At 71.5% G+C, this 16095-nt stretch carries 16 protein-coding genes; 8 read left to right on the top strand and 8 right to left on the bottom strand.

Annotation, left to right across the window (positions count from 1 at the left end; all coding sequences use genetic code 11):
* Positions 1-38: 38 nt before the first annotated feature.
* The gene (locus ACFCZF_RS36125; protein ID WP_375924318.1) at positions 39-218 is read left to right on the top strand and encodes a hypothetical protein; all 180 of its coding nucleotides are present in this window, start codon (positions 39-41) and stop codon (positions 216-218) included.
* A 29-nt stretch (positions 219-247) separates the two neighbouring features.
* On the opposite strand, the gene ACFCZF_RS36120 is transcribed toward ACFCZF_RS36125, so the two are convergent.
* Entirely contained in the window at positions 248-643 is a 396-nt protein-coding gene (locus ACFCZF_RS36120; protein ID WP_376675239.1) for a metal-sensitive transcriptional regulator, read from the bottom strand.
* A 239-nt stretch (positions 644-882) separates the two neighbouring features.
* Between ACFCZF_RS36120 and ACFCZF_RS36115 the strand changes: the two genes are divergently transcribed.
* Both ACFCZF_RS36115 and pitH read left to right on the top strand, forming a co-directional pair.
* Complete coding sequence (locus ACFCZF_RS36115; RefSeq protein ID WP_053133402.1) at positions 883-1503, top strand: DUF47 domain-containing protein; 621 nt, start codon at positions 883-885, stop codon at positions 1501-1503.
* Between the two features lie 7 nt (positions 1504-1510).
* Positions 1511-2509 carry a low-affinity phosphate transporter PitH gene (gene pitH, locus ACFCZF_RS36110; RefSeq protein WP_376675238.1) on the top strand — a complete coding sequence of 333 codons (999 nt, stop codon included), beginning with the start codon at positions 1511-1513 and terminating at the stop codon, positions 2507-2509.
* A 216-nt stretch (positions 2510-2725) separates the two neighbouring features.
* Here the strand turns inward: pitH and pstB are convergent, their stop codons facing one another.
* The 7 genes from pstB to ACFCZF_RS36075 form a co-directional block, all read right to left on the bottom strand.
* Complete coding sequence (gene pstB, locus ACFCZF_RS36105) at positions 2726-3502, bottom strand: phosphate ABC transporter ATP-binding protein PstB (RefSeq protein WP_375912601.1); 777 nt, start codon at positions 3500-3502, stop codon at positions 2726-2728.
* 57 nt (positions 3503-3559) lie between these two features.
* A complete protein-coding gene (pstA, locus tag ACFCZF_RS36100; RefSeq protein WP_375912598.1) occupies positions 3560-4624 on the bottom strand; it encodes a phosphate ABC transporter permease PstA in 1065 nt (354 codons plus the stop codon).
* On the bottom strand, positions 4621-5634 hold the full coding sequence (pstC, locus tag ACFCZF_RS36095; RefSeq protein ID WP_375912595.1) for a phosphate ABC transporter permease subunit PstC: 1014 nt from the start codon (positions 5632-5634) through the stop codon (positions 4621-4623). Before pstC ends, pstA begins: the two co-directional genes overlap by 4 nt.
* A 130-nt stretch (positions 5635-5764) precedes the next feature.
* A complete protein-coding gene (gene pstS / locus ACFCZF_RS36090) occupies positions 5765-6889 on the bottom strand; it encodes a phosphate ABC transporter substrate-binding protein PstS (RefSeq protein ID WP_376675237.1) in 1125 nt (374 codons plus the stop codon).
* Positions 6890-7107: 218 nt separating this feature from the next.
* Complete coding sequence (locus ACFCZF_RS36085) at positions 7108-7578, bottom strand: NUDIX hydrolase (protein WP_376675236.1); 471 nt, start codon at positions 7576-7578, stop codon at positions 7108-7110.
* A gap of 34 nt (positions 7579-7612) precedes the next feature.
* The gene (locus ACFCZF_RS36080) at positions 7613-8878 is read right to left on the bottom strand and encodes a CHAD domain-containing protein (protein ID WP_376675235.1); all 1266 of its coding nucleotides are present in this window, start codon (positions 8876-8878) and stop codon (positions 7613-7615) included.
* Positions 8859-11099, bottom strand: a complete 2241-nt coding sequence (locus ACFCZF_RS36075) for an RNA degradosome polyphosphate kinase (protein ID WP_375912585.1) — start codon at positions 11097-11099, stop codon at positions 8859-8861. Before ACFCZF_RS36075 ends, ACFCZF_RS36080 begins: the two co-directional genes overlap by 20 nt.
* Before the next feature lie 393 nt (positions 11100-11492).
* Here ACFCZF_RS36075 and ACFCZF_RS36070 point away from each other — a divergent pair, with 393 nt between their 5' ends.
* From ACFCZF_RS36070 to ACFCZF_RS36050, 5 genes are all read left to right on the top strand, one after another.
* The gene (locus ACFCZF_RS36070; protein ID WP_376675234.1) at positions 11493-12044 is read left to right on the top strand and encodes an RNA polymerase sigma factor; all 552 of its coding nucleotides are present in this window, start codon (positions 11493-11495) and stop codon (positions 12042-12044) included.
* On the top strand, positions 12041-12904 hold the full coding sequence (locus ACFCZF_RS36065; protein ID WP_376675233.1) for a zf-HC2 domain-containing protein: 864 nt from the start codon (positions 12041-12043) through the stop codon (positions 12902-12904). Before ACFCZF_RS36070 ends, ACFCZF_RS36065 begins: the two co-directional genes overlap by 4 nt.
* A 70-nt stretch (positions 12905-12974) precedes the next feature.
* Complete coding sequence (locus ACFCZF_RS36060) at positions 12975-13838, top strand: ABC transporter ATP-binding protein (protein WP_376675232.1); 864 nt, start codon at positions 12975-12977, stop codon at positions 13836-13838.
* Positions 13835-15352: an ABC transporter permease gene (locus ACFCZF_RS36055; protein WP_376675231.1), complete on the top strand. Its 1518-nt coding sequence runs from the start codon at positions 13835-13837 to the stop codon at positions 15350-15352. Before ACFCZF_RS36060 ends, ACFCZF_RS36055 begins: the two co-directional genes overlap by 4 nt.
* Positions 15340-16005 carry an ABC transporter gene (locus ACFCZF_RS36050; RefSeq protein ID WP_376675230.1) on the top strand — a complete coding sequence of 222 codons (666 nt, stop codon included), beginning with the start codon at positions 15340-15342 and terminating at the stop codon, positions 16003-16005. Before ACFCZF_RS36055 ends, ACFCZF_RS36050 begins: the two co-directional genes overlap by 13 nt.
* The last annotated feature ends 90 nt before the right edge of the window (positions 16006-16095 follow it).

Below are 16095 nucleotides of genomic sequence, written 5' to 3'. Positions count from 1 at the left end.
GCTCCCTACTCTAGGAAGTCGGTGACGGCAGAGACGAGGTGACGCGTGTGGCTCGGGTCGGCGGGACGACGGTGCAGGACCACGTGGCCCTCGCCGAGATCGAGCTGTGCGGCGAGCTGATCATCGCGGCGTCGGCCGCCCGGGAGCGGCTCAGCCTGGAGAGCATCGACGAGGTGCTGCGGGTGGCCGAGGAACGCGGGGCCGGGGCCGACCAGTAAGGGCCGGGCTCCCCCCGACCGGTTTCGGGTCAGGTGCGCAGAAGGCGGCCGATCGCCTTCGTCGCCTCCTCCACCTTCGCGTCGACCTCGGCGCCGCCCTTGACGGCCGCGTCGGCGACGCAGTGGCGCAGGTGCTCCTCCAGGAGTTGCAGCGCGAAGGACTGCAGGGCCTTCGTGGAGGCGGAGACCTGGGTGAGTATGTCGATGCAGTAGACGTCCTCGTCGACCATCCGCTGCAGGCCGCGGATCTGGCCCTCGATGCGGCGGAGGCGCTTGAGGTGCTCGTCCTTCTGTTTGTGGTAGCCGTGCACACCGCGGTCGTGGTCGGTCACGACGTCCGCCCCGGCAGTCATGTCCGTCCCGTCCGTCTCCACCGGGTCCACGGTGGGGGAGGGCGCACCTGCGCCGGCCTTGGTGGTCGTCATCGCGTCCTCCTGTTGTGGGGCAGAGTGGGCAGACTTTGGGCAGATAGCGGACATATACCCCTGGCGGGTATATGGTAACGAACTTTGCGGGGTAAGGGGCCCTTGACAGAGCCCCTGGCGTCGCCCCCCTGCTCATCACTGTGCCTGATGGGCGACACTGGGGGACGGCCCGTTAGCCGTGGCCGGATGATGCGCCTAGCATCAGCCTGACCGAAACCGATGCACCCCGAGGACCCCACGTGCGCTTTCGTCTGACCCCCAGGGAGACGAGCTTCTACGACATGTTCGCCGCCTCCGCGGACAACATCGTCACGGGCTCCAAGCTCCTGATGGAACTGCTCGGGGCGGACGCATCCGCCCGGGCCGAGATCGCAGAGCGTATGCGGGCCGCCGAACACGCAGGTGACGACGCCACCCACGCGATCTTCCACCAGCTGAACTCCTCGTTCATCACGCCCTTCGACCGCGAGGACATCTACAACCTCGCTTCGTCCCTCGACGACATCATGGACTTCATGGAGGAGGCCGTCGACCTGGTCGTCCTCTACAACGTCGAGGAACTGCCCAAGGGCGTCGACCAGCAGATCGAGGTGCTGGCGCGGGCCGCCGAGCTGACCGCCGAGGCGATGCCGAACCTGCGCACGATGGACAACCTCACCGAGTACTGGATCGAGGTCAACCGGCTGGAGAACCAGGCCGACCAGGTCCACCGCAAGCTGCTCGCCCACCTCTTCAACGGCAAGTACGAGGCCATCGAGGTGCTGAAGCTGAAGCAGATCGTGGACGTCCTGGAAGAGGCGGCCGACGCCTTCGAGCACGTGGCGAACACGGTGGAGACCATCGCGGTCAAGGAGTCCTGACCTCTTCATGGACACCTTCGCTCTGGTCGTGACCATCGGGGTCGCGCTCTTCTTCACGTACACCAACGGTTTCCACGACTCGGCGAACGCGATCGCGACGTCCGTGTCCACGCGCGCGCTGACGCCTCGGGCGGCGCTCGCGATGGCCGCCGTCATGAACCTCGCCGGTGCGTTCATGGGATCCGGGGTCGCCAAGACCGTCAGTGAGGGGGTCATCGAGACCCCTGAAGGCTCGAAGGGGATGGGGATCCTCTTCGCGGCGCTCGTGGGCGCCATCGTCTGGAACCTCATCACCTGGTACTTCGGTCTGCCGTCCTCGTCCTCCCACGCGTTGTTCGGCGGCATGGTCGGGGCGGCGCTGGCCGGCAGTACGACCGTGTACTGGGACGGGGTCGTCGACAAGATCGTCATCCCGATGTTCGTGTCGCCGGTGGTCGGACTGCTCGCCGGGTATCTGGTGATGACCGCCATCATGTGGATCTTCCGGCGGGCCAACCCGCACAAGGCGAAGCGGGGCTTCCGTATCGCGCAGACGGTGTCCGCGGCGGGTATGGCGCTGGGGCACGGTCTGCAGGACGCGCAGAAGACGATGGGCATCGTGGTGATGGCGCTGGTCATCGCCGATGTCGAGGACTACGGCGATCCCATTCCGGTGTGGGTGAAGATCGCCTGTGCGCTGATGCTGTCCGCGGGGACGTACGCGGGTGGCTGGCGGATCATGCGGACGCTGGGGCGGAAGATCATCGAGCTGGACCCGCCGCAGGGGTTCGCCGCGGAGACTACGGGCGCCTCGATCATGTTCGGGTCGGCGTTCCTGTTCCACGCGCCGATCTCGACGACGCATGTCATCACGTCGTCGATCATGGGTGTGGGGGCGACGAAGCGGGTGAACGCCGTGCGGTGGGGGGTCGCGCGGAACATCATCATGGGGTGGTTCATCACGATGCCGGCGGCTGCGGTGGTTGCGGCGTGTTCGTTCTGGGTTGTGAATCTGGCGTTCCTGTAGCGGGATCCGGCGTGGGTGTGGGCCGGGGGTGGGTGCGCTGCCCGGCGTTGCGGGTGCCGCTGCGCCCACCCGTGCCGCCCCAGCGGCACGATTGCCCGCAGCTAAGCCGCAGCTATGCCGCAGTTAAGAGGGCCCGCCCCCGGTGAACGGGGGCGGGCCCTTGTGCGCCTCGCGGTGGCACCGCCATGCAGCACCGCGAGGGGATTGGGTTCGGACCTAGCCGAAGCGGCCCGAGATGTAGTCCTCCGTGGCCTGGACCGACGGGTTGGAGAAGATGCGCTCCGTCTCGTCGATCTCGATCAGCTTGCCGGGCTGTCCGACCGCCGCCAGGTTGAAGAACGCCGTACGGTCCGAGACGCGCGCCGCCTGCTGCATGTTGTGCGTCACGATGACGATCGTGAAGCGCTCCTTCAGCTCGCCGATCAGGTCCTCGATGGCGAGGGTGGAGATCGGGTCCAGGGCGGAGCAGGGCTCGTCCATGAGCAGGACGTTCGGCTCGACCGCGATGGCGCGGGCGATGCACAGCCGCTGCTGCTGACCGCCGGAGAGGCCGGAGCCCGGCTTGTTCAGGCGGTCCTTCACCTCGTTCCAGAGGTTCGCGCCGCGCAGGGACTTCTCGACGACGTCGTCCAGCGCCGACTTCTTGTACTTGCCGTTCAGGCGCAGGCCCGCCGCGACGTTGTCGTACACCGACATGGTCGGGAACGGGTTCGGCCGCTGGAAGACCATGCCGACCTCGCGGCGTACGGCCACCGGGTCGATGCCCGTGCCGTAGAGGTTCTCGTCGTCGAGCATGACCTTGCCCTCGACCCGGCCGCCCGGCGTGACCTCGTGCATGCGGTTGAGCGTGCGCAGGAACGTGGACTTGCCGCAGCCCGAGGGGCCGATGAAGGCCGTCACCGAGCGGGGCTCGACGGTCATCGAGATGTCCTCGATGGCCAGGAAGGAGCTGTAGTAGGCGTTGAGGCCGCTGACATCTATGCGCTTGGCCATGGGTATCACTTCTTCTTTCGCGTGTCCGGGGCGCTGACTGCTGTTGCTCTGGCCGCGTCAGCGACCCGTCTTCGGGGCCTTCCAGCGGGCGATACCGCGGGCCGCGAGGTTGAGGATCATGATGAACGCGATGAGCGTCAGGGCCGCCGCCCAGGCACGGTCGTAGGCCGCGCCGTAGCCGCCGCTGTTGGCGAACTGCAGATAGATGTACATCGGCAGCGACTCCTGCGGGTCCTGGAACGGGTTCGCGTTGATGAAGTCCGTTCCCCAGACCAGCAGCAGCACGGGGGCCGTCTCACCGGTGATGCGGGCGATCGCCAGCATGACGCCGGTGGTGATGCCGCCGACCGACGTCGGCAGGACCACCTTCAGGATCGTGCGCCACTTCGGCACGCCGAGCGCCAGGGACGCCTCGCGCAGCTCGTTCGGGACGAGCTTGAGCATCTCCTCGGTGGAGCGGACGACCACCGGGATCATCAGGATCGACAGGGCGAGCGAACCGGCGAAGCCGGACGGGCCCATGTCCAGCATCAGGATCCACGTACTGAGGATGAACAGACCGGCGACGATCGACGGGATGCCCGTCATGACGTCGACGAAGAAGGTGACGGCCTTGGCGAGCTTGCCGCTCCCGTACTCGACCAGGTAGATCGCGGTCAGCACACCGATCGGCACGGAGATCAGGGTGGCGATGCCGACCTGCTCCAGGGTGCCGAGGATGGCGTGGTAGATGCCGCCGCCCACCTCGGCGTCGGCGACCACGCCCATCGAGTGGGTGAGGAAGTAGCCGTCGAGGACCTTCACACCGCGCTTGACGGTCGCCCAGACCAGGGAGGCCAGCGGGATCACGGCCACGATGAACGCGACCCACACCATGCTGGTGGCCACCCGGTCCTTGGCCTGGCGCCCGCCCTCGACGCGCGCCGAGATGGCGTACGTGCCGAGGACGAAGAGGACCGCGGCGATCAGGGCCCACTGGATGCTGCTGTTCAGCCCGGCCGCGGCGCTGATGCCCAGGCCGGCCACGATGGAGCCGGCGGCGACCGCCCAGAGGAACCACTTGGGCAGCGTGGCGCCGCGCAGGGAGCTGCGGCTCTTGGGGGTAAGGGTTGCGTGGCTCATGCGTTGGCCCCCGAGTACTCCTTGCGGCGTCCGATGATCATCCGGGCCGCGCCGTTGACCAGCAGGGTGATGACGAAGAGGACGAGACCGGAGGCGATCAGCGCGTCCCGGCCCATCACGGTCGCCTCGTTGAACTTGCTGGCGATGTTCTGGGCGAAGGTGCCGCCGCCCGTGTCGAGCAGGCTGAGGTTGATCTCGAAGCTCGACGAGAGCACCATCGCCACGGCCATCGTCTCGCCGAGCGCGCGGCCGAGCCCGAGCATCGAGGCGGAGATGACGCCGGAGCGGCCGAAGGGCAGCACCGACATGCGGATGACCTCCCAGCGCGTGGCGCCGAGGGCCAGGGCGGCCTCCTCGTGCATGCGCGGGACCTGCCGGAAGACCTCACGGCTGACGTTGGTGATGATCGGCAGGATCATGATCGCGAGCAGGATGCCCACGGTGAACAGCGAGCGCGGCGCGCCCTGGTTCCACTCGAAGACGCCGGTCCAGCCGAGGTACTCGTCCAGCCAGCCGAAGAGCCCCTCCATGTGCGGCACGAGGACGAGTGCGCCCCACAGGCCGTAGACGATCGAGGGCACGGCGGCGAGCAGGTCGATCACGTACCCGATCGCGCCGCCCAGCTTGCGCGGCGCGTAGTGCGTGATGAACAGGGCGATGCCGACCGCGATCGGGACCGCGACGGCCATGGCGATGACCGACGACACGACGGTGCCGAAGGCCAGGACCGCGATGCCGAACTCCGGCGGCATGCCGGTGGGGTTCCACTCGAGGGTGGTGAAGAAGTTGGCCTCGTTCTTGCTGAGCGCGATCGAGGCGCGGTAGGTCAGGAAGGCCGCGATGGCGGCCATGAGGACCAGCACGAAGATGCCGGAACCGCGGGAGAGCCCGAGGAAGATCCGGTCGCCGGGACGGGTGGCGCCGCGTGCGGCGCGCTTGGCGTCCTTCCCGGGGGGCTGGTGCGGTACGGGTGCTGGTGCGGGCTTCTGGGGATCAGTGGTTATGTCCATCGGGTTCTCCGGTCTGCGGAGCCGTCGTACGCGGCGGCTCGGGCGGAGGCACCCCGTGACGGGGGCTCCTGGCGGCGGTGCACCGGACGGTGCGGTCCGGCCCCCGGGTGGAGGCCGGACCGCACTCGGGTCAGCTCAGGCCCGAGACGGTCTCGCGGACCTTGGTGATGATCTCGGTGGGCATCGGGGCGTAGCCGGCTTCCTTCAGCAGGCCCTGGCCGTCCTCCGAGGCCATGTAGTTCAGGAAGGACTTCGTGGCGGGCAGGCTCTCGGCCTTGTTGCCCTTGTCGCAGACGACCTCGTACGTCACCAGGACGAGCGGGTAGGCGCCGTCGGCGGTGGGCGTGTAGTCCAGCTCCAGCGCGAGGTCCTTGCCGGTGCCGACGACCTTGGCGGCGCCGATGGCCGCGGTGGCGTTCTCGACGGTGGCCTTGACCGGCTCGGCGGCCTCGGTCTTGATGTCGACGGTCTTCATGCCGTCCTTGGCGTACGACAGCTCGAAGTACGAGATGGAGCCCGAGACCTGCTTCACCTGCTGGGCGAGGCCGGAGGAGCCGCTGGCGGACTGGCCGCCCTTGGCCTCCCAGGACTTGCCGCCCTCGTACTTCCAGTCGTCCGGCGCGGCGTCCTTCAGGTACTTGGTGAAGTTGTCCGTGGTGCCGGACTCGTCCGAGCGGTGGAAGGCCTGGATCTTGAGGTCGGGCAGCTTGGCCTCGGGGTTGAGCTTGGCGATCGCCGGGTCGTTCCAGTTGTTGATCTTGCTGTCGAAGATCTTGGCGAGCGTCGGGGCGTCCAGGACGAGGGAGTCGACGCCGGGGACGTTGAAGCCCACGGCGATCGGGCCGCCGACCATCGGCAGGTCGATGGCCTGGCCGTCCTTGCAGACCTTCTTGGACTGCTCGATCTCCTCGGGCTTCAGCGCCGAGTCCGAGCCGGCGAACGCGGTCTGGCCCTGGAGGAACGCGGTGATGCCCGCGCCGGAGCCGGTCGGGTTGTAGTTGATCTGTACATCCCGGCAGGCCGAAACGTACTGCTTGACCCAGGCGTCGATCGCGTTCTTCTGGGCGGAGGAGCCGGAGGCCTGGAGCTGGCCCTTGGCGTCCTCGCACTTGATGTTGCTGTTGGCGGTGGCGCTGGCGTCCCCGCCGCTGCCGCCGCCGGTGTCGTCCGAGCCGCACGCCGTGAGGGCCAGGGCGCCGGAGACGGCGAGAGCACCGAGAGCGAGGGCCCGCCGGTTCATGCGCTGAAGCTTCACTGAGGGAGTTCCTTCCAGGAGCCGCCGTCCTGAATCCGGCGGCGTGCGAGGAGTGGCGTTGAAGACGATCAAGACTGGGGCGATACGGACGCGTTTTCGGGAAGCGCCCCGTATCGGTAAGGCCGAAATTAGGCAGAACAGGTGAAGCCGCCGAAGGGCATAAATGAACGGGGGGTGAACCCCTGTGGACGGTGCGGTGAGGTCACGGAACGCTTACGTCAAGGACACGGAGCGGTTCCGAGCGGATGCGTCGCGAGCAGGGCGTCGACGAGGGTCCGGTCGTGCGGCTGAGTGAGGCGGGCGCGGGCCGCCGCGGGCGCCAGCCACAGGATGCGGTCGACCTCGTCGGACGGGGCGAAAACGCCGGTGGTGGCCGCGGCCGCCCAGTAGCGGACCTCCTTGGGGCGGCCGTACGCGAGGTAGCGGACGGTGGGCAGCTCGGCGCCCGGTGCGGCGGCGTACCCCGTCTCCTCCGCGACCTCGCGCAGGGCGCCCGCGAGCGGGTCCTCGCCGGGCTTGAGCTTGCCCTTCGGGTGCGACCAGTCGTCGTACTTCGGGCGGTGCACGAGGCAGAGCTCCAGGGCGTGGGAGCCGGGGGAGCCGGGGGAGGAGGTCTCGGAGGTCCCGGGGGCGGGGCGCCACAGGAGGCAGCCGGCCGCGCGGACGGTGGGGTCGTCTGCGGGACTCACGTGCCCTCACGCCTCCTGTGCTGCGGCGGCCTGGCTACGGCAGCCTGATGGGTTCCTTGCGCCAGCTGTGCTGGAACGCGTACCTCGCCGCCTCCACCTCATGCCGCTGGTCGGCGTGGAGCACGCCGAGCGCGTACGCCGTCGCGGGCGCGATGCGTGGCGTACGGGCGGCCTGGGCCGCGGCCGCGGCGGCCTCCGCGGCGTCCCGGTGACGGTTCAGGGCCTCGCCGGCGGCCAGGAGGCGTACGTCCCCGGAGTCCTCGGCCTCCTCGCCGGCCAGTACTTCGAGCGCGTACCGGTGCAGGCGCAGCAGCAGCCGGACCTGGTGCCACGGGGCGTCCTGGGGGTGGGCGACGGGGTCCGGGGAGAGGCCGTGGATCAGCGCCTCCGCGTTGTACGGGCTCCCCGCGGTGACCAGGGGGAGCGCGGCCACGGCGTCGGTGAGGCGGTTCTCCGCGGCGGCGGCCAAGGGGCGGAGGTCGGTGGGGGACGCGGCGTTGGTGGTGGTGGTCGTCGTGGTGGCGGTGGTTCCGGACGTGGCGGGGCCGGTGGTCCGCAACGGGACCTCGCTCGCCAGTAAGGCGACCTTGTCGGCGACGGCGTGGAAGCGGCTGCTGCCCAGGGCCTGGAGGGCGGTGGAGTGTGCCCGGGTGCGGGCCAGGGTCAGCTGGCGGTCGAGCAGCGCGCCCGCCTTGGCCGCGCCCACGGTGAGGCTGCCGCGCTCGGGGGGCGCCGGGTGGGCGGCGGGCACGGTGGCGGACACGGCGGCGGTGGCCCGGCCGGCCGTCTGCTGGGCCGGGAACGCCGACGAACCGGACAGCCGGTGCAGGGCCTGGAGCAGGCGTTCCAGGCGGGACGCGTACGCGTGCTCCATCGCCAGCGTGCCGGACAGCCACGCCAGCTCGGGGCGCATGCTCTCCGCCCAGTCGCCGTCCAGCAGGGGCTGGAAGGTGTGCAGGGTGCCGCTGAGACGGCGGGCAGCGCGGCGCAGGGCGCGGGCCGCGTCCACGGGGGGCGCGGCCGGGGTCGCTCTGTCCGAGCGGCGGGCGCCGCGCGAGCCGTGTGCGTCGTGCGAGCCGTTCCCGCCGTGCGATCCGTGCGAGCCGTGCGATCCGTGTGAGCCGTTCCCGCCGTGTGCGCCCGTGCCCGACTCCCGGTGCAGGCGCAGGGCGCGGAGGAACTCCGTGGCCTGGGCCCGCAAGTAGCCCGCGAGGGCCTCCGCGTCCGCGGGTACCGGCGGGCCGGCAGCGGCCGTGGCCGTGGCGGTGGGGTCCGTCGGGTCAAGGTGTCGCTGTGCCACGCCGGCGCCTCCGGGCGTCTATGAGCATCTCCTGGACGTTGCGCAGGGGCTGGCCGTCCGAGTCGGTCGCGTGCCGGGTCCACTCGCCGTCCGAGCCGAGGTGCCAGGAGGCGGTGCTGTCCGACATACCGGTCTCCAGCATCCGGTTGAGGGCCGCCCGGTGGGCCGGGTCGGTGACCCGGACCAGGGCCTCTATCCGGCGGTCGAGGTTGCGGTGCATCATGTCGGCGCTGCCGAACCAGACCTCGGGCTCACCGCCGTTGCCGAAGGCGAATACGCGCGAGTGTTCGAGGAAGCGGCCGAGGACCGAACGGACCCGGATGTTCTCCGACAGGCCCGTCACGTCCGGGCGCAGCGCGCAGATGCCGCGCACCCACACGTCGACGGGGACGCCCGCCTGGGACGCGCGGTAGCACGCGTCGATCACGGCCTCGTCGACCATCGAGTTGACCTTGATGCGGATGTAGGCGGGACGGCCGGCGCGGTGGTGCTGTATCTCCTTGTGGATACGGGAGACCAGGCCGTCGCGCAGCGACTTGGGCGCGACGAGGAGACGGCGGTACGTCTCACGCCTGGAGTAGCCGGAGAGGCGGTTGAACAGGTCGGAGAGGTCCGCGCCGACCTGCGGGTCCGCGGTGAGCAGGCCGAGGTCCTCGTAGAGGCGGGCCGTCTTCGGGTGGTAGTTGCCGGTGCCGACGTGGCTGTAGCGGCGTAGCGTCTCGCCCTCCTGGCGGACGACGAGCGACAGCTTGCAGTGGGTCTTCAGGCCGACCAGTCCGTAGACGACGTGGCAGCCGGCCTCCTCCAGCTTGCGGGCCCACTTGATGTTGGCGGACTCGTCGAAGCGGGCCTTGATCTCGACCAGGACGAGGACCTGCTTGCCGGACTCGGCCGCGTCGATGAGCGCGTCGACTATCGGGGAGTCGCCGGACGTCCGGTACAGCGTCTGCTTGATCGCGAGAACGTCCGGGTCGGCGGCGGCCTGCTCCAGGAAGGCCTGTACGGAGGTGGAGAAGGAGTCGTACGGGTGGTGGAGCAGTACGTCCCTGCTGCGGAGGGCGGCGAAGACGTCCGGCGCGGACGCGGACTCGACCTCGGCCAGGTCGCGGTGGGTGCCGGCGACGAACTTCGGGTACTTCAGCTCGGGCCGGTCGATGCCGGCGATGCGGAAGAGGCCCGTGAGGTCCAGGGGGCCGGGGAGCGGGTAGACCTCCGCCTCGCCGATCTTCAGCTCGCGGACGAGGAGGTCCAGCACCTCGCGGTCGACGGACTCCTCGACCTCCAGGCGTACGGGCGGGCCGAAGCGGCGCCGCATCAGTTCCTTCTCAAGGGCCTGGAGGAGGTTCTCCGCGTCGTCCTCCTCCACCTCCAGGTCCTCGTTGCGGGTGAGGCGGAAGGCGTGGTGCTCCAGGACCTCCATGCCGGGGAACAGCTCTTCGAGGTGGGCGGCGATGACGTCCTCGATGGGGACGTAGCGGCCCGGGGAGGCCTCCAGGAAGCGGGAGAGCAGCGGGGGGACCTTGACCCGCGCGAAGTGGCGGTGGCCGGTCACCGGGTTGCGGACGACGACCGCGAGGTTGAGGGAGAGGCCCGAGATGTACGGGAAGGGGTGGGCCGGGTCGACCGCGAGGGGGGTGAGGACCGGGAAGATCTGGTGCCGGAAGAGGGTGAAGAGGCGGGCCTGCTCCTTCTCCGCGAGTTCGTTCCAGCGGACCAGGTGGATGCCCTCGTCGGCGAGGGCGGGGGCGACGTCCTCGTGGAAGCAGGCGGCGTGCCGGGCCATGAGTTCGCGGGAGCGGGCCCAGATCATCTCCAGCACCTCGCGGGGCTGGAGACCGGAGGCGGAGCGGGTGGCGACGCCGGTCGCGATGCGGCGCTTGAGGCCGGCGACGCGGACCATGAAGAACTCGTCCAGGTTGCTGGCGAAGATCGCGAGGAAGTTGGCGCGCTCCAGGAGCGGGGTGTTCGGGTCCTCGGCGAGTTCGAGTACGCGTTCGTTGAACGCGAGCCAGCTGCGTTCGCGGTCGAGGAAGCGGCCCTGCGGAAGCTGGGCGCCGCCGGCCTGGGACTCCTCCGACTCCTCGTACGCGTCGAGATCCGCGTCGATGTCGGGTTCCAGGTCGGAGACCGTGGCGGCCACGGTGTGCGGGCGGTGCGCGGCGATGGAGCCCACGGAGGGCTGCGTGTGCTGGACCTCTGCCTGGGTGTTCGGCTGCCTCATGAACCCATTCTTCCGCGCCGCGCGCAGGACAGGCGCGTCGGAAGGCGCGGGATGCTCTGCTCCTGGTGGCTCCGGCACGGTCGGCTTCATTCGGTGAGCGTCGCAAGGGAGTCTGAATCGATGGTTACGGGGACATGACGTGTGGGATAGCGGCGGGCCTCCGGCGGTGGTGCGGGTGCCTGCGGCGGCTTGGGCGGATTCGGCCCGCGGTCGTGCTCGCGTCGGGTGATGGGGCGGGCCCGCGGCGGCCAGAGCCGGCCGGCCCGCGCCCACGCCCGCGCCCGACGCCCGCGCCGGGCGCCGGGCCACAGGACGACGTGCCCACGTTCCCCGCCCGGGATTTCCGCCTGCGATCGTGTGAACCGCTGGACCGGGCTCGTCCGATGAGGAGACGTGAGCGAAACGAGAAGCGACGGGGAGCTGCTGCGGGCCGTCGCGGCCGATGCCGACCGGCGTGCCTTCGAGGAGCTGTACCGCAGGTACGCCCCGTGGCTGACCGCGCGCCTGCGCGGCCGCTGCGCCGACGCCGGTGTCGTCGACGACGTCGTGCAGGAGACCTTCCTCGCGGTGTGGCGCGGCAGCGCGCGCTACCGGGAGGAGGGCTACGCCGGAGATGCCGCGGGATGGCTGTGGCGGATCGGGTCGCGGCGGCTGGTCGACGTGCTGCGCGGCGACGGGGCGCGGGGGCGGCTGCGGCAGGCGCTGGCCCGGTTGCGGCACCGCGACGAGGTCTCCGCCGAGGAGCGCGTGCTCGCCGGTGTCGAGCACGGCGACCTCGCCGGCGCCCTCGTACGGCTCTCGCCGGAGCTGCGCGCGGTGCTCCAGGCCACCGTCATCGACGGGCTGACCACCCGTGAGGCGGCCGTCCTGCTCGGCATCCCGCCGGGCACGGTCAAGACGCGGGCGATGCGCGCCCGCCGGCAGCTGCGGGAGGCGCTGGCATGAGTGACGAGGACAGCCGTCGCCGGGGGACCTGGCACGTGGACGAGGACGACCTGAGGGCCTACGCCCGGGGCGAGCTGGCGGCGCCCGTACTGTGGTCCGCCGACGCCCACCTGACCGCCTGCGCGCACTGCCGCGGTGTGCTCGCCGAGGTGAGTGACGTCGCCGCTCTGGAGGCGGGGTGGGAGCGGCTCGACGCCGAGCTGGACGCGCCCCGGCCGGGGTGGTTCGAGGGGCTGCTGGTGCGGTGCGGCGTCGGTGACGGCACCGCGCGGCTGCTCGCGGCCACCCCTGTACTGCGCCGGTCCTGGCTCGGCGCGGTCCTCACCGTGCTGCTGATGACCTTCGCCGTCGCCCTCACGGCCGGCGCCGCCCGCACGCCCACCCTGTTCCTCGCCTTCGCTCCGCTGCTACCGCTGGCCGGCGTGGCGCTCGCCTACGGGCCCGCGCTGGATCCGACGCACGAGATGGCGGTCGTCTCGCCGATGCACGGCTTCCGGCTGCTGATGATCCGTACGGTCGCCGTGCTGGCCGTCGCGCTCGGGGTGAACGGGCTGGCGACGTTCGCCCTGCCGGGGTACGGGCTGCGCGCCCTGGCCTGGCTGCTGCCCGGGCTCGCACTCACCGCGACCGGGCTCGCGCTGACGCCCCGGCTGGGTCCGGTTCTCGCGCCGTCCGTGGTCGCGGGGGCGTGGGTGGCGGTGCTGCTCGTCGCGGACGGGGCGCGCGCGGCCGAGGACAGTCCGCTGGCGCCGTTCACGGCGGCCGGGCAGGGCGTGTCCGGGGTGGTGGCCCTGCTGGGTGCCGGGCTGCTGTTCCTGTTCCGCGACCGGTTCGACGTCGTTCCGCGGGGTGCCGTGTGAGTCCCGTTCCCGCGGGGTGCCGCGTGAGTCCTGCCTTCTTCCTTGTCCTTTCCTTGTACGGGAGTGCCGTATGAACCCCCCCACCGTTTCCGCCTCCGGGCTCAGCCTTCATTACGGCCGCACCCGCGCCCTCGACGACGTGTCGCTGCGGCTGACCCCGGGCGTCACCGGGCTGCTCGGGCCCAACGGCGCCGGGAAGACCACGTTGCTGCGCGTGCTCGCCACCGCCGTGCCCGCCGACCGGGGCGCCTTCACCGTGCTCGGGCACGACCCCGGGACCGCGAGCGGACGGCAGGAGGTGCGGCGGCGGCTCGGGTATCTGCCGCAGACACCCGGCTTCCATCCGGACTTCACCGCCTTCGAGTTCGTCGACTACGTCGCGATCCTGAAGGAGCTGACGGATCGTGGCGCTCGCCACCGTGAGGTGCGGCGGGTGCTGGAGGAGGTCGACCTGGGGGACGTGCGCGGGCGGCGGATCAAGAAGTTGTCCGGGGGGATGCGGCAGCGGGTGGCGCTCGCGGCCGCGTTGGTGGGGGACCCCGGGTTCCTGGTGCTCGACGAGCCGACCGTCGGGCTGGATCCGGAACAGCGGATGCGGTTCCGGGAGCTGATCGCCGGGGCGGGGGAGGGGCGGACCGTGCTGCTGTCCACCCACCAGACCGAGGACGTGGCGATGCTCTGCCACCGCGTGGTCGTCATGGCCGCCGGCGCCGTGCGGTTCGACGGGACCCCGGCCGAGCTGACCGCGCGGGCCGCCGGGCGCGTGTGGAGCAGTACGGAGCGGGACGCGGGCGCGAAGGCCGGGTGGCGTACCGGGACCGGGTCGTTCCGGAACGTGGGTGATCCGCCCGCCGGAGCCGTGCTGGTCGACCCCACCCTGGAGGACGGCTACCTGCTCGCCCTCGACGGCGCCGCCGCGGAGGTGGCCGCATGAGCGCCGTGCTCACCGTGACCCCGCCCGCCGTGGAGACCGGGCCGCGCGGCGGTGCGCGGGCCGTGCTCGCCCTGGCCCGGTTCGAGGCGCGCCGGTTGCTGCTGAGCATCCCCGTCGTCATCGCCTTCGTGGCGTACGTCGCGTGGATCGTCTGGCGTACGCGGAGCTCCTGGGACGGCCATCCGGCGTTGCAGGACGTCGACCGCGCCACCCAGAGCATGCCGATGCTCGTCGGTCTCGCCGTCCTGCTGTCCGCCAACCTCGCCGCCCTGCGCTCCGGACGGCACGGCACCGAGAACCACTTCGCGGTGCTGGTGATGACGCCCTGGCGCCGTACGGTGGCCCACGCGCTGTCCGTCGTACCGGCCGCCCTGCTCACCGCCGTGTGCGTGGCCGGTCAGTTCGCCTGGGAGGCGTTCAAGCCGGGCGCGGTCGGGCACGGTTCGCCGGCCGAGCTGCTCGTCGGGCCGCTGACGGTGCTGCTGTTCGGGACCTTCGGGGTGCTGCTGGCCCGGGTGATCCGGTCCGCGCCCGCCGCGCCGCTGGTGCTGGTCCTGCTGCTGTTCACGCTCGTTCTCGGTACGGCGCCGGGTGGCGCGAGCGGGCTGTCCTGGCTGGCGCCGGTCGTCGCCGACGTCAGCCCCAACACCCTGCCCTCCGACCTGCTGGGACGGCCCGCCGCCTGGCACGCCCTCTACCTGGCGGGCGCGGCCCTGTGCGCCGCCTTCCTCGCGGTGCTCCTCGCCGGCGCGCGGAACCTGCCCGTCCGGGCGGGCGTCGTCCTGACCCTCGCGCTGGCGGTGACGGGCGGCGTCATGCAGGCCGGAGGTGCGGCACCCTCGCCCGAGCTGACCGCGGCCCGCGAACGCGCCTCGGTGCGCCCCGAGCTGACCTGCGTCGAACACGGCCGGTCGACGTACTGCGCCTTCCCCGAGTGGGGGCCCCGCACCGGCACCTGGGCCGGTGTCGTGGACCGGGTCCAGTCCCTCGCGGGCGGCTCCGCGCACGACCGGCGCCTCGTCGTACGGCAGCGGATCGACGCCCGGTACGGGCTGAACGGCGACGCCGCGATCCCCGCGCTGACCGACGCCCACCAGGTGACCGTGGGCACCTCCTGGGGCGGCAACCGGGTCCCCGAGTTCTCCAGCGCCGTCGCCGCGGTCCTCGTCGCGGGCAGGGAGGCGGCGGGGAGCGAGATCTGCGACGGGCGGATGGTCACCCTCATGTGGCTGTCCCTGAGCTGGCAGGACGACCCGATGAACGCCCTGCGCCGGGTCCGCCTCGACGACAGTGTGAAGGGCTCCGCGATCGTCCTGTCGCCCACCGACCCGCTGTCCATGACGGAGGGGCAGACGGACGTCGTACGACGCCTGCTGGAGAAGCCGGACCCCGGTGTCGGGGACCAGGTGAAGGCGCACTGGGCCGAGCTGACCGCGCCGGGCGTCACGACCGCCCGGGCCGCGGAACTGCTGGGCGTGGCCGGGCCGGACAAGGCGGACTCGTGCGAGGAGTGACGCGGTCCCTGGTCGGCCCGGTGTGGCGCACGCTGCCGTGGCGGGCCCTGTCGGCGGCCGGGACTCTCGGGCTGCTGCTCGCCGGTACGCCGGTCGTCCTCGGCGCGGAGCCGACCGCCTGGCAGACGCTCACCCTGCTGCGGTGCGTCGCCCTGATCGGCGCGCTCGGCCTGGCCTTCCTGCTGGACGACCCGGCACGCCACCTCACCGCACCCGTCCCGACCCGGCGCCCGCTGCGGCAGGCGCTGCGGGTGGCCCTGGTCGCGCCGCTCGCCGCGCTGTGGTGGACGGCCGTACTGCTGCTCGCCCCCTCCGCGTCCCGGCCCCCGGCCGGCGGCATCACCGTGGAGGCGGCGGTGCTGGGCGCACTGGCGCTCGCCGGTGCCGCGGCGGCGGTACGGCTGACGGACGAGGCGCGTCCGGGGCCGTCCATCGCGGCCGCCCTGCTGCTCGCGGCGGTCCTCACGCCGCTGCTGGCGCCGGAGAGCTGGGCGTTGTTCGTGCTGCCCGACGACCCGCGGTGGCCGGCGGCGCACGACCGGTGGGCGGTGCTGCTCGCGGCGGTGGCCGTGGTGTGGGGAGCGTGCGGGCCGGAGCCGGTGGGGCGGCGGCGGGGGACGCGGTCCCGCGCGGTCGGCGGGGGACCGGCCTAGGGGCAATGCCGTTCGGTTAGTCGTCTGGCGGGCTTGGCGATGCGTTGATCTCGATGTGGACGGCGGTTCTGTGGGTTCGATGGTCGGTGT

Source organism: Streptomyces sp. NPDC056296 (assembly GCF_042268605.1).
In the GTDB taxonomy this organism is placed as follows: domain Bacteria; phylum Actinomycetota; class Actinomycetes; order Streptomycetales; family Streptomycetaceae; genus Streptomyces.
The sequence above is the reverse complement of the archived record's forward strand: the minus strand, read 5'-3'. Positions and strand labels throughout refer to the sequence as shown.